Genomic DNA, 13,737 nt, shown 5'->3' with positions numbered 1-13,737 from the left:
CAGCTTAAGTGTGCGCTGGTCTGGTTTCCCGGCTATGGCAATCGCAAGGATGCATGGCCTGGCCAGCGCAGGGAGTTTTATCCATTCTACAGCGGAGTATTGTCACATTATGATGGACAATTTACGCGCGGCCGCTAACAACGTCGTGCTCAAAATTATTCTTGCTTTGATCATTGCATCATTCGTTTTAACCGGCGTTGGTGATTATCTTATTGGTGGTTCCGGGGACTATGCGGCAAAGGTGAATGGGCAAGAAATTAGCCGTTCCCAGTTGGAACAAGCGGTACAGAACGAGCGCAACCGTCAGCAGGAAGCATTGGGCGAGAATTTCTCTATTCTGGCGAGCAATGATGGTTATATGCAGAACTTGCGCAAGCAGGCTCTCGCTCAATTGATAGACGAAGCCTTGCTGGATCAATATGCCAATAAACTTGGGCTGAATATCAGTGATGAGCAGATCAAGCAGGCGATTTTCGCTGTCCCCGCGTTTCAAACCAATAACCGTTTCGATAACGAAAAATATCTGGATCAGATCCGTCGTTTGGGTCTGACGCCGGATATGTATGCCCAACTGTTGCGTAAACAACTCATGTCGCAGCAACTGATTCGTGGTTTCGGTAACAGTTCGTTCATGCTGCCTCAGGAAATCGACAATCTGGTGAAGCAGGCGGCTCAGGATCGCGTGGTGCGGCAGGCGACGATCGATGTTGAAGCCATCGCCAAAGCGCAGAACGTTTCTGATGAAGAAATTCAGAGTTATTACGACCAAAACAAGAGCCGTTTTATTGCGCCTGAAGCGTTTAAAGTAAGTTATATCACGCTGGATGCGGCGGGCATCATGGATAAAACCACGGTCAATGACAGTGATATCGCCGGTTTTTACGAAAAAAATAAAGCCGACTATACGCAGCCGGCGCGTAAGAAATTCAGTGTTATTCAGGTAAAAACCGAAGCCGATGCACAGGCGGTTCTGGATGAGTTGCAGCAAGGCGCCGATTTTGCGACTGTGGCGAAAGAAAAATCGACCGATGTGATTTCACGGCGCAACGGCGGCGATTTGGGCTGGATGGACGAAAACGCCACGATAGATGAACTCAGGCAGGCTAACCTGACCGAAAAAGGCCAGGTATCCTCGGCGATAAAATCCTCTGTGGGGTATTTGATTGTGCGTCTGGATGATATTCAGCCGTCACAGGTAAAACCGCTGAGTGAAGTTCGTACCGAGATTGCCGCTAAAGTTAAGCAGGAAAAAGCGCTGGATGAGTATTACGCGCTGCAACAGAAAGTCAGCGAGGCGGCAAGCAACGACAACGAGTCTCTGGCTTCTGCCGAAGAAGCCGCTGGCGTCAAGGCCCTGCAAACGGATTGGTTTACTCGCGAGCAGGTTCCTGCTGTATTGAATTTCCAGCCGGTGACTCAGGTGCTCTTTGACGGCGCGCTGTTAGGCGATAACGGCGCTCCCGGCAGTAACTCCGATGTGATCAATGTGGATGGCGACCGTGCTTTCGTTATTCGTATTACTGACCATAAAGCGGAAACCACGCGTCCGTTGGATCAGGTGCGCGATCAGGTGATGCAGACAGTTAAACGTCAGAAAGCGGAACAACAGGCCCGTGTTGATGCGGAAAAAATTCTGGCCGAACTGAAACAGGGTAAAGATGATGCGCTGAAAGCGGCAAATCTGAACTTTGGCGAGGCCAAAACGATGTCTTCTATTTCTCAAGGCGACGTGATGGCGGAGTCTGTTTTCGCGCTGCCTTATCCGGTCAACGATAAGCCGTCTTATGGTATTTCTCAGGATCAGGCGGGCAATGTGGTTCTCGTCGCATTGGATCGTGTGACGCCGCATGCGCTCAACGATCAGCAGAAGGCGCAGTTTGCCAGCCAGATACAGCAAAGCTCGCTGGGGTCTCTGTTTGATGCCTTGTTGACCAGCTTGCGTAGCGAAGCCAAAATCAAGATGGGCAACGCTGCGCAGGAATAGCAATAAGCTCCGCATAAATTTGCAAACTGTTGCAACAACAAAAGGTCGCTTTCGCGGCCTTTTCCACATTTAAATTCTGCTGTTTGCGATAAACCGCGCGCTTCGGCAAGGTAGCCGTGCTGTCAAACACATGGAGGAAACAGTATGAAGAAATCAGCAATAAAAGCGCTTTGTCTGATAATGGGAATGAGTCTGTCTGGATTACCGCTACTCGCTCAGGCCGTTGCCAAGGCCGATAATGCGGCGGCGGTAAAACCGGCTTTATCTGGGCAAAAAGCGGAGAAAGCGCAACTGCCGAATGTTGATGAGGATGAAGTAAGTATCAATACGGGAACGGCGACCGAATTGGCTGAGGTGATGAACGGCGTAGGTCTTAAGAAAGCCGAGGCTATCGTCAATTATCGCGAACAAAATGGTCCTTTCACACAGATCGAGCAATTAAAAGAAGTGCCGGGGATTGGCGCCGCGCTAGTGGAGCGCAATCTCTCTCGCTTAAAACTATGATGCCGTTCGCAACCGGCCGGTGACATGCGATCCGGTTGCGAGCTTCTGCTCGTCTAACGCAAAAGTATCTGCCTTTGAAGGTGAGCGACGGCAGCACTTGAATGCTATCCGTCATGTGGGATATCGCCGAGGGAGAAGAGGGAGGCAGATATCTTTCAGAGGTCGCTGGCTGAGTGGCTTCTGGTTTGTACGGTGTTTGCGGCTTATTGTCGGCATCAGGCAAATTCAGGCAAGACGGTCAACATTCCTTGCCTGAACCTGACTCAGCCTGATTATTTCAAACCGGTCTTATGCTTTAACGCCAACATAATTTTAGCTGGTTCGTCCTGATATTGTTTCAGCCCGTTAGCGCGTAAATGGCAGGCCGCGCATTGACCGCAACCGTCGCCTTTAATGCTGTTATAGCAAGTCAGGGTATGATAGCGGACAGTATCCAACTGTTGGTAATAATCCGCCAGCGCCCAGGTTTCTGCTTTATTGAGCCACATCAGCGGCGTTTCGAAGCGAATATCGCGCGCGATGCCAAGCACAATGGCTTGATTCAATGCTTTGATGAACTCATCCCGACAGTCGGGGTAGCCGGAGAAATCGGTTTCACACGCACCGGTAATGACGGCTTGCGCGTCAACCTGATAGGCATAAATGGATGCCAATGTCAGGAAAAGAATGTTTCTGCCGGGGACAAAGGTGCTGGGTACGCCTTGCGCATTGGCGTCATAGTCAGGAACAGGAATGTTGTCCCGCGTCAGACTGCTGGCGGCTAATTCATTGAGCAACCCCACATTAAGAACTTTATGGGCAGCCACATCCAACGTCAGCGCAAGCTCTCTGGCGGTATCAATTTCTGCCCGATGACGCTGCCCGTAATCGAAAGTAATACAGTGGACTTCATCGTAGTTTTGCAGCGCCTGAATTAGGCAGGTTGTGGAATCTTGTCCACCGCTAAAAACAACAACAGCGCGCTTCATTCTTCATTCACCTTGACGCAGTGTGAACCTCAATCTGTAACGAGGATGAGGATAAAGCGGGTATGTTACCTGAAAAAGCATCGCCATTCAGCAATGACGGCGGCTTCTGCGGGAATTTCATCAAGCCATACCTGGTTCCACGGCGACGGTGCATTTTGCTTTGGCATTCAGCTTATTGAGATAAGGCTTAAGGTCACCGATATTTTTTTCGACCCAGGCACTGTTGTAGTAGGTGTCAAGATAGCGCTCTCCGCTATCGCACAACAGGGTGACAATCGCGCCTTGTTTGCCTTGAGCGATCATCTGTCTTGCCAGTTGCAGCATTCCCCAGACATTGGTGCCGGTAGATGCGCCGGCTTTGCGGCCCAGAATACCTTCCAGCCAGTAGAGTGTGGCGATGCTGGCGGCGTCGGGGACTTTGATCATGCTGTCGATGACCTCAGGAATGAACGACGGTTCCGCTCTTGGACGACCGATCCCTTCGATTCGGCTGCCGCATGCGCTGGTAAGCGAACGATCACGTTGCTGATAGCAGTCGTAGAAAACCGAATTTTCCGGGTCCACGACCACCAGTTGTGTGTTAAAGCCTTGATAGCGGATATAACGCCCCAAAGTTGCGGATGTGCCGCCGGTGCCAGCACTCATGACAATATAGTCTGGCACTGGATTGGGCTCGCGAGACATCTGGCGGTAGATGCTATCGGCGATGTTATTGTTACCGCGCCAGTCGGTGGCTCGCTCTGCGTAGGTAAACTGATCCATATAATGGCCGTTCAGTTCTTTGGCCAATTGCTCTGAGGCGGCATAGATCTGCCCGGCTTGTTCGACAAAGTGACAGCGGCCACCATAAAAGGTGATTTGCTCTATTTTCCGTTTGGCTGTGCAGGCTGGCATAACGGCGATAAAGGGTAATCCCAGCAGACGTGCGAAATAGGCTTCGGAGACGGCGGTGCTGCCGGAGGATGCCTCGATAATCGGCGTGCCTTCGGTGATCCAACCGTTGCACAGGCCGTATAGAAATAAAGAACGCGCCAGACGGTGTTTCAGGCTGCCGCTGGGGTGCGTGCTTTCATCTTTTAAATAGAAATAGATACCGGGGTAATTCGGTAATGTCAGACGGATGAGATGCGTATCGGCGGAGCGTTGGAAGTCAGCTTCTATGGCGCTGATGGCCTGTTTTACCCAGTTCGTGTTCATGATGTAAGCCCGTTTAAGCGGTGATAGCGTTAGCTTAACGAGTTTCCCGGAAAAAAAGATTGCTTTTTTATCTTCTGAATCGTGAAATTGGAGAAAGTTTTTCTACGGAATAAGCTCATGCTAGATAAAATAGATCGCACTTTGCTGAGTTTGCTGCAACAGGATTGCACGTTGTCGCTTCAGTCGCTGGCGGATTCGGTCAACCTTACGTCAACCCCATGCTGGAAACGGTTGAAGCGTCTGGAGGAAGAGGGCTACATCCGGGCGCGCGTCGCCTTGTTGGATAACGAACTATTGGGCCTGGGACTTACCGCGTTTGTTCTGTTGAAGACGCAACAGCATAACAGTGAATGGTATCAGACGTTTACCCGTGTGGTATCAGAAATGCCCGAAGTCTTGTCTTTCTATCGCATGACGGGAGAGTATGATTATCTGATGCAGGTACAGGTCGCTGATATGAAAAGTTATGATGATTTCTATAAACGTTTGGTGAATGGTATTCCTGGCCTGGTTGATGTCACATCCAGTTTTGCCATGGAGCGTATTAAGCACACGACCGCACTGCCTTTATCATTATGATTCATTATCATTCATAAGCTTTTGGTATAATTGTTCTTCTGAGTTCGTAACGACTCCTCTGGATATTGGAATTAAAACTGCGTGAGACTGTTTGCTCAACTAGGCTGGTATTTTCGTCGTGAATGGCGACGTTATGTCGGGGCGGTGGCGTTGCTGATTGTGATCGCTATCCTGCAACTGCTGCCGCCAAAATTGGTCGGGGTCATTGTTGACGGGGTAACTCAGCATGGTATGTCGACGGCTGAGGTGATGCAGTGGATCGGCGTGATGCTGCTGACCGCTGTCATGGTTTATCTGCTGCGCTATGTCTGGCGCGTATTGCTATTCGGTGCGTCCTATCAGTTGGCTGTTGAACTACGGGAAGATTTTTACCGCCAGTTGAGCCGCCAGCATCCCGCTTTTTACCTTCGTCATCGCACGGGCGATTTGATGGCGCGCGCCACCAATGATGTCGATCGTGTGGTCTTTGCTGCGGGTGAAGGCGTGCTCACGTTAGTCGACTCCATGGTGATGGGGTGTGCGGTTCTGATTGTGATGTGTACCCAGATTAGCTGGCAACTGACACTGCTGGCGTTATTGCCCATGCCGGTGATGGCGATGGTGATCAAACATTACGGCACGCAGTTGCATCAACGGTTCAAAGCGGCTCAGGCGGCGTTTTCATCTCTCAATGATCAGGCGCAGGAAAGCCTGACCAGTATCCGCATGATTAAATCATTTGGGCTGGAAGATTATCAATCCCGGCGTTTTGCCGATGTTGCGGCGGATGCCGGCGCCAAAAATATGCGCGTCGCACGGGTTGACGCGCGCTTTGATCCCACCATTTATATCGCCGTGGGTTTGTCGCACCTGTTGGCCATCGGTGGCGGCAGTTGGATGGTTATCAACGGTTCGTTGACGCTGGGGTTGTTGACCAGCTTCGTGATGTATCTTGGTCTGATGATTTGGCCGATGCTGGCGTTGGCATGGATGTTCAATATCGTTGAACGGGGAAGCGCCGCCTATAGCCGTATTCGGCAGCTTTTGTCGGAAGAACAGGTAGTCGCTGAAGGCTCTGCCTCGCTGCCTGATGGTCGGGGAACGCTGAGCGTCAATATTGATGAATTTCACTATCCTGAAAGCTCACGTCCTGTTTTGGACCATATCCGCTTTACGTTGGCGCCTGGCAACATGCTTGGGTTCTGCGGTCCGACCGGTTCGGGGAAAAGCACGGTGCTGGCATTGATTCTTCGACATTTTGATATCAAATCAGGCGATATCCAGTATCACAATCTGCCGCTGTCCGATATCCGGCTGAATGAATGGCGTCATCGTTTTGCCGTTGTCGGACAAACGCCTTTTCTGTTTTCCGATACCGTGGCGAACAATATTGCGTTAGGGCGACCTGATGCGACGCAGTCGCAGATAGAACAGGCGGCACGACTCGCCAGCGTGCATGAAGATATTCTGCGGCTTCCCCAGGGATATAAAACGGAAGTGGGGGAGCGGGGCGTGATGCTGTCCGGTGGTCAGAAGCAGCGGATTGCCATTGCCCGCGCCCTGTTGCTGGAAGCTGAGATTCTGGTGCTGGATGATGCGCTGTCAGCGGTCGACGGACGGACAGAGCACCAGATTTTGCAGAATCTGAAGCAATGGGGTGAGCAGCGCACGTTGATTATCAGTGCGCACCGTCTGTCGGCGCTGACTGACGCCAATGAAATTCTGGTTCTGCAACAAGGGCATGTAGCTCAGCGTGGTCATCATCGTGATCTGGTGACGCAAGCGGGTTGGTATCGCGATATGTATCGCTATCAACAATTGGAGGCTGCGCTGGATGACGCGCCACAGGCGGAAGGAGCAAAGGATGAATAGCCCTAAACAGCTTTGGCCGACGCTAAAACGACTGCTGGCTTATGGCTCTCCGTGGCGTAAGCCGCTGGCGTTTGGCGTGTTGATGCTTTGGATCGCGGCGGCGGCAGAAGTTTCCGGCCCGGTATTAGTCAGTTATTTCATTGACCATCTGGTGGCCAAGGGCGAATTTCCGCTGGCGATGGCTGCCGGACTCGCTATGGCGTATATCCTGCTGCAGATTTTGGCCGCCGCCCTGCACTATTTTCAGGCATTGCTGTTCAACCGGATCGCCGTGGGCGTGGTACAGCAGTTGCGAACTGACGTGATGGAGGCTGCGTTACGTCAACCGCTCAGCACATTTGACACTCAACCGGTGGGACAATTGATTTCGCGTGTCACGAACGATACCGAAGTCGTGAAAGATCTATATGTCATGGTTGTTTCGACGGTATTGCGCAGCGCGGCGCTTATCGGCGCCATGATGGTGGCGATGTTCAGTCTGGACTGGCGCATGGCGCTGGTCGCGTTGACAATTTTCCCGGCGGTCATCATCGTTATGATGATTTATCAGCGATACAGTACGCCGATTGTGCGGCGGGTGCGCAGTTATCTGGCGGATATCAATGACGGCTTTAACGAAGTCATCAGCGGTATGAGCGTAATACAGCAATTCAGTCAGCAGGCGCGTTTTGGCGCAAGGCTGGGGGCTGCCAGCCGTGAACATTATCGGGCGCGCATGCAGACGCTACGGCTGGATGGTTTTCTTTTACGTCCGCTGCTCAGCCTGTTTTCTGCCATGGTGTTGTGCGGTTTGCTGCTGCAATTCGGTTTCAGTTCCGTGGGTTCGGTCGGCGTCGGGGTTCTGTATGCATTCATTAACTATCTTGGCCGTCTGAATGAACCGCTCATTGAACTGACCACGCAACAGTCTATGCTGCAACAGGCCGTTGTCGCGGGCGAGCGTATCTTCGAACTGATGGATGGCGTGAAACAGGATTACGGTCAGGACACGCGTGCGCTGGCTGGCGGCAGCGTCGAGATCGATAATGTTTCGTTCTCTTATGACACGGGCCAGACACGCGTCTTGCAGCATATTTCGCTGACGATCCCCGAACGGGGATTTGTCGCGCTGGTGGGGCATACGGGCAGCGGCAAAAGCACACTGGCGAATTTGCTGATGGGCTATTATTCGCCCAGTGAGGGAGAAATCCGTCTGGATGGCCGCCCACTGCAAACGTTGTCACATCAGGTATTGCGGCAAAATGTGGCTATGGTGCAGCAGGATCCGGTGGTGCTGGCGGAGTCGATGTATATGAATGTGACGCTGGGACGCGATATCAGCGAGGACAACGTCTGGCGAGTGCTGGATATCGTGCAACTGTCTGAATTGGTACGATCGTTTCCAGAAGGATTGCATACGCGTATCGGTGAGCAGGGGAATAACCTGTCCACCGGGCAGAAGCAATTGCTGGCTATCGCCCGTGTGCTGGTGCGCCCCCCCAGGATTTTGATCCTTGATGAAGCAACAGCGAATATCGATTCAGGCACGGAGCAGGCGATTCAGAAAGCGCTTAAGGTCATTCGTGAACAAACGACGCTGATTGTCATCGCACATCGACTCTCAACCATTGTCGATGCGGATACCATCCTGGTGCTTCATCGCGGACAAACTGTTGAGCAGGGAACCCATCAACAGTTGCTGCGCCAGCAAGGACGGTATTATCAAATGTACCAGTTGCAATTGGTTGGCGAAGCGCTGGCAACGGCGGAAGGGAATAAGCAATCGCTCCTGGCTTAATAAGCATCCAATGCACCTGAATATGTGGGGCGGAATGACCGCCTTTCCATGACTTCGCACCATCACTAGGCATATCCCTTCTGTTTTTTGCCGATATGCACCAAAATCTGGCGTAATGCACTTTTTTGGTGCGCTTGTTGCGCCGCTTTTTGGGGTTTTTTTCTCCAGTCGACGCTTTTTTCAGCCTGTAGTAGACCTTATCAGCGTTGTCTCATTGAACTGAATCAGATAAATCATTTATGGCACATCCTTTGCTTTAATAATCACGTGTAGATCATTTGCGATGATCGTAATCCAAAAACAACGTAATTCTAAATAGTGGCGGGCGTAAGTCTGAACTTAATGGTTAGGGGGAAGATGAATGAAACTGGTTACTGTGGTGATAAAACCATTCAAGCTGGAGGATGTGCGTGAAGCATTGTCTTCTGTCGGCATCCAGGGGCTCACTGTCACCGAGGTGAAGGGATTTGGACGTCAGAAAGGACATGCTGAACTGTATCGTGGCGCGGAGTACAGCGTTAACTTTCTACCAAAAGTAAAAATCGATATCGCTATTGCTGATGATCAACTGGACGAAGTCATTGATGTGATCAGCAAAGCGGCTTATACCGGAAAAATTGGCGACGGCAAGATTTTTGTTGCTGAATTACAAAGGGTTATTCGTATTCGTACTGGTGAAACCGACGAAGCCGCACTTTAACACCTGACTTAGATTTGTAAATAGGGATGGATGAAAATGAAAAAACTTGTCTCCTCATTAGGTCTTGGTGTAGCGACTTTGCTCCCGTCCTGGGCGATGGCAGCCGCTCCAACGATCGATAAAGCAGATAATGCATTTATTATGATTTGTACCGCTCTGGTACTTTTTATGACTATACCTGGCATCGCCCTGTTTTATGGTGGTCTGATTCGTTCGAAGAACGTACTTTCCATGATGACTCAGGTTGCAGTCGCCTTTGCCATGGTATGTATCCTGTGGGTGGTGTACGGCTATAGCCTGGCATTCAGCGAAGGTAACGCGTTCTTTGGCGATTTCTCCGCGTTTATGCTTAAAGGTATCGGTGTTGAATCGGTAACAGGAACCTTCTATCAGTTTGTGCATGTAGCTTATCAGGCGTCTTTTGCCTGCATTACTGTTGCGCTGATTGTCGGGGCGATTGCTGAACGTATCCGTTTCTCCGCCGTGTTGATTTTCGTTGCACTGTGGCTGACGTTCTCCTATCTGCCGATGACCCATATGGTTTGGGGCGGTGGTTATCTGGCCGCTGATGGCGCGCTGGACTTCGCGGGCGGTACTGTTGTGCATATCAACGCTGCGGTTGCTGGTCTGGTTGGCGCTTATCTGTTGGGCAAACGCGCTGGTTTCGGTAAAGAAGCGTTTAAACCGCACAGTCTGCCGATGGTCTTTATTGGTACGGCGATCCTGTACATCGGCTGGTTCGGCTTTAACGCCGGTTCTGCTGGTGCGGCCAACGGTATTGCGGCGCTGGCTTTCCTGAACACGGTGGTTGCCACCGCAGCGGCGATTTTGGCATGGGTTGCCGGCGAGTGGATGGTGCGTGGCAAGCCTTCTCTGCTGGGGGCGTGTTCTGGTTGTATCGCCGGTCTGGTTGCCATTACGCCGGCAGCGGGTACCGTTGGCGTCGGCGGCGCAATGATCATTGGTCTGGCGGGTGGTATTGCTGGTCTATGGGGATGTACCGTACTGAAAAGATGGCTGCGGGTTGATGACCCATGCGATGTGTTCGGTGTTCACGGCGTGTGCGGCATTGTTGGCTGTATCCTGACCGGTGTATTCACCTCCGCTTCACTGGGTGGCACAGGCTACGCTGAAGGCGTCACGATGGCTCAGCAGGTTTGGGTACAGCTGTTCAGCATTATTGTTACGTTCGTGTGGTCTGGCGCTGCCGCGTTTATCGCGTTCAAGATTGCAGATATGGTTGTTGGTCTGCGTGTACCGGAAGAACAAGAGCGCGAAGGTCTGGATGTCAACAGCCATGGCGAAAATGCTTACAACCAGTAAGTTATGCCGTCAGGCTGATCAGTCCTGCTGATATAAATGGAATAGGGCGCGAGAATGATCTCGCGCCCTGTTTTTTTGTTCTGTCACCAATGGTTTTTTAATCGGTGTCACGGCGGATCACGCCTTCCTGCACACTCGACGCGACCAGTACGCCTTCACGTGTATAAAACTGTCCACGCACAAAACCTCTTGCGCCCGACGCCGAAGTGCTTTCCACGGTATACAACAACCAGTCATCCAGCCGGAAAGGACGATGGAACCACATAGAGTGATCAATAGTCGCAACCTGCATTCCGGGCTCGAGAAATCCCACGCCGTGGGGTTGCAGGGCCGTTAACAGAAAATTGCAGTCAGACGTGTAACCGAGCAGATACTGATGGATTCGCGCATCGTCTGGTAACGGGCCATTGGCTTTGCACCAAACATGCCGTACTGGTTCTTCGACTTCTCCTTTTAGCGGATTATGAAATTTCACCGGGCGCATCTCAATTGGCCGCGGTCGAGTAAATTTATCCCGAAATTGGGGGGATAATAAGTGCGCCATGCTTTCTGTGATCTCCTGCTCGGATTTAAGTTCTTCCGGGGGAGTGACGACAGGCATCACGTTTTGATGTTCAAAGCCCTCTTCAGGACTCTGGAATGAGGCGGTCATGGAGAAAATCGGTTTGCCATTTTGAATGGCGTTCACCCGCCGGGCGCTAAAGCTGTTGCCATCCCGCAGATTCTCTACATCATAGATTATAGGTTTTTGGCTATCGCCAGGCAGGAGAAAATAACTGTGGAATGAGTGGATGGCGCGCTCAATGGATACGGTTTGTTTCGCCGCACAAAGCGCCTGACCGACGACCTGACCGCCAAACACCTGGCGCAGCCCTAAATCATCACTCTGTCCTCGGAATAATCCTTCCTCAATTTTCTCCAGATTCAGGAGGTCGAGAAGATTTCGTAGTGCCTGGCTCATATTATTCGGCCTCATTAGTTATTGATCATCCAGCCTGAATGTCAGGAATTTATGACATTTCTTTCTTTCAACAGGTTGAAATGGTTAGGGTTTATAAAATCTGGCATTATCCAACAATTTATCATGATATTGATGTTTTATGGTTTTTGTGTGGTTATTAAAATCACCTTTTATGAAAATATCAGAATCTTGCACCATAATTGATGTGTTAAGTGAACCATACTTTTATGAACGCTGGTTTTTTCTGATGCCAGCAGTCTGACAAGAATAAGAGGAGACTGTCCGAATGAAATTATGGCATACCTTAGGCTGCATCACGTTATCCATGGCGCTGTCAGCGTGCGCCGAAAGGGGAGATTATGGCATTTCTCCACAAACCGGCGCGCCAGTCACCAGCGCTTCGTCCCAATACCCCGCCATTTCCATGCCAGCTGTCAGCGGCACGGTGAATATCCGTCAGCGTATTGCTTTGCCGCCCAATGCGGTTTTAACGGTAACGGTATCCGATGCTTCACTCGCTGATGCGCCTTCAAAAGTCATTGCCCAGCATGTAATGCGTACAGGTGGCAAGCAGGCGCCTTTCCAGTTTTCTTTACCGTACCAACCGGCTGATATCCAGCCTAATGCGCGAATCCTGCTGAGTGCGGCGGTTGCGATAGATAACAGAATCGTCATGATGACAGAGAATGTGTTGCCAGTTATCTCCAACGGTGTGAGTAATGCCGATCTCATCCTGGTTCCGGTCGCTTCGGTTCCATTACCAACCAAACATTCCGAGTCGACGCCCGCCCCAACGCAACAATCCCAACCTTCGGTAGGGCTACAGCCATCTGTCACGACATCGCCAGAGATGTCTGCGCCATCATCAGTACAAACCAACTGGTAATCTGCCCGCAGTACGCACTGCGCTACCGTGCGTACTGCCATCTGAAGCGTTGCAGATCGATCCTGCCGTAGCGGTCAAAAACAATTCCTTCGGCTAACAGCGCGGATTTCTGGCGCTGATAGTCGTCGCCGATAAGCGATATTTCACCTTTACGATTGATCACTCGGTGCCAGGGAAGTTTGCTGCCATTCGGTAACCGTTTTAACACGCCGCCAACTTGTCTGGAGGCGCGTGGAGAGCCTGCCAGCAGCGCGACTTCGCCATACGTTGTGACTTTGCCATAAGGTATAGCCGCTACAATCTGGAAAATACGTTGGCGAAAATTATCATTTTCTCCTGTCATCAAGGTGTTCCTGTCTTGCTGAGTTCGCTGTAGTGCGGAAAATGTATAGTGTGGAAAATGTATAAGTGCAGAAAAATGTATAGTGACATAGCGGTCTGGGCAAGAAAACAACGGTTGGAAGGTGTTAGCTTGCAATTGACCATCCCATCACCGATAATGCCCTCCGCTCTTTAGTGAGATAGCAACTATCTCGTCATTGAGTCGTCAATGGAGGCCCTGTCGGTTCTCCCGCAACATTAACCTGTGGACTCGGTCAGGTCTGGAAGGAAGCAGCCGCAGCAGGAGACGTGTGTGCCGGGATGTAGCTGGCAGGGCCTCCACCCATTTATCTCCCTCTCCAATATCATCTTGCATAATAGATTGTTGTCTACACATCCTCGATTAAATGTTTAAGGGTACTGATACATGAGCTGGCTTTCTTTGTGCCGCAGCGAGTCGTGTTTCAATCCACACCAGATGAATTGCCAATGACGTAAACCATTAGCCGATGTAAACCTGAACCGGTTTATATCCTGTGACCCTATATAAAGAATAATTTTCGTTATTGTCGGAAACTATCAATGTGATTGATAAAAGTCATACAGGATAAAAGTTAATATTGTTTATAAAAACATACGATTTGAATTATTTCTTTCGCAGGGTGTACACTTTGTTACAACTCTTC

Annotated in this window: 12 protein-coding genes and 1 other RNA gene; 9 read left to right on the top strand and 4 right to left on the bottom strand. The window is 50.8% G+C overall.

Going from position 1 to position 13,737, the window contains the following annotated elements; all coding sequences use genetic code 11:
- Positions 1 to 109: 109 nt before the first annotated feature.
- Both ppiD and NC856_RS05110 read left to right on the top strand, forming a co-directional pair.
- The gene (gene ppiD, locus NC856_RS05115; RefSeq protein WP_264089337.1) at positions 110 to 1,984 is read left to right on the top strand and encodes a peptidylprolyl isomerase; all 1,875 of its coding nucleotides are present in this window, start codon (positions 110 to 112) and stop codon (positions 1,982 to 1,984) included.
- A 144-nt stretch (positions 1,985 to 2,128) separates the two neighbouring features.
- Entirely contained in the window at positions 2,129 to 2,488 is a 360-nt protein-coding gene (locus NC856_RS05110) for a helix-hairpin-helix domain-containing protein (protein WP_264089336.1), read from the top strand.
- A 272-nt stretch (positions 2,489 to 2,760) separates the two neighbouring features.
- On the opposite strand, the gene queC is transcribed toward NC856_RS05110, so the two are convergent.
- A complete protein-coding gene (queC, locus tag NC856_RS05105; protein WP_264089335.1) occupies positions 2,761 to 3,456 on the bottom strand; it encodes a 7-cyano-7-deazaguanine synthase QueC in 696 nt (231 codons plus the stop codon).
- 120 nt (positions 3,457 to 3,576) lie between these two features.
- Entirely contained in the window at positions 3,577 to 4,653 is a 1,077-nt protein-coding gene (locus tag NC856_RS05100) for a PLP-dependent cysteine synthase family protein (protein ID WP_318841713.1), read from the bottom strand.
- A gap of 117 nt (positions 4,654 to 4,770) precedes the next feature.
- Between NC856_RS05100 and NC856_RS05095 the strand changes: the two genes are divergently transcribed.
- From NC856_RS05095 to amtB, 5 genes are all read left to right on the top strand, one after another.
- On the top strand, positions 4,771 to 5,232 hold the full coding sequence (locus NC856_RS05095) for an Lrp/AsnC family transcriptional regulator (protein ID WP_264089334.1): 462 nt from the start codon (positions 4,771 to 4,773) through the stop codon (positions 5,230 to 5,232).
- A gap of 81 nt (positions 5,233 to 5,313) precedes the next feature.
- Entirely contained in the window at positions 5,314 to 7,083 is a 1,770-nt protein-coding gene (locus NC856_RS05090; protein WP_264089333.1) for a SmdA family multidrug ABC transporter permease/ATP-binding protein, read from the top strand.
- Complete coding sequence (locus tag NC856_RS05085) at positions 7,076 to 8,860, top strand: SmdB family multidrug efflux ABC transporter permease/ATP-binding protein (protein ID WP_264089332.1); 1,785 nt, start codon at positions 7,076 to 7,078, stop codon at positions 8,858 to 8,860. The genes NC856_RS05090 and NC856_RS05085 overlap by 8 nt, the downstream gene beginning before the upstream one ends.
- A 361-nt stretch (positions 8,861 to 9,221) precedes the next feature.
- Positions 9,222 to 9,560 (top strand): P-II family nitrogen regulator, encoded by a 339-nt coding sequence (glnK, locus tag NC856_RS05080; RefSeq protein WP_002208627.1) that lies wholly within the window; start codon positions 9,222 to 9,224, stop codon positions 9,558 to 9,560.
- A 36-nt stretch (positions 9,561 to 9,596) separates the two neighbouring features.
- A complete protein-coding gene (gene amtB, locus NC856_RS05075; protein WP_264089331.1) occupies positions 9,597 to 10,883 on the top strand; it encodes an ammonium transporter AmtB in 1,287 nt (428 codons plus the stop codon).
- Positions 10,884 to 10,980: 97 nt separating this feature from the next.
- Here amtB and tesB read toward each other — a convergent pair whose 3' ends face one another.
- Positions 10,981 to 11,844 carry an acyl-CoA thioesterase II gene (gene tesB / locus NC856_RS05070; protein ID WP_264089330.1) on the bottom strand — a complete coding sequence of 288 codons (864 nt, stop codon included), beginning with the start codon at positions 11,842 to 11,844 and terminating at the stop codon, positions 10,981 to 10,983.
- 286 nt (positions 11,845 to 12,130) lie between these two features.
- On the opposite strand from tesB, the gene NC856_RS05065 reads away from it, so the two are divergent.
- On the top strand, positions 12,131 to 12,730 hold the full coding sequence (locus NC856_RS05065; protein ID WP_264089329.1) for a YbaY family lipoprotein: 600 nt from the start codon (positions 12,131 to 12,133) through the stop codon (positions 12,728 to 12,730).
- Between the two features lie 22 nt (positions 12,731 to 12,752).
- Here the strand turns inward: NC856_RS05065 and NC856_RS05060 are convergent, their stop codons facing one another.
- The gene (locus tag NC856_RS05060; protein WP_264089328.1) at positions 12,753 to 13,073 is read right to left on the bottom strand and encodes an MGMT family protein; all 321 of its coding nucleotides are present in this window, start codon (positions 13,071 to 13,073) and stop codon (positions 12,753 to 12,755) included.
- Between the two features lie 217 nt (positions 13,074 to 13,290).
- Between NC856_RS05060 and ffs the strand changes: the two genes are divergently transcribed.
- An RNA gene (ffs, locus tag NC856_RS05055) (signal recognition particle sRNA small type) lies at positions 13,291 to 13,387 on the top strand.
- The last annotated feature ends 350 nt before the right edge of the window (positions 13,388 to 13,737 follow it).

The organism is Brenneria izbisi, from assembly GCF_025840185.1.
GTDB classification, from domain to species: domain Bacteria; phylum Pseudomonadota; class Gammaproteobacteria; order Enterobacterales; family Enterobacteriaceae; genus Brenneria; species Brenneria izbisi.
This window is presented reverse-complemented; position numbering and strand designations above follow the sequence as displayed.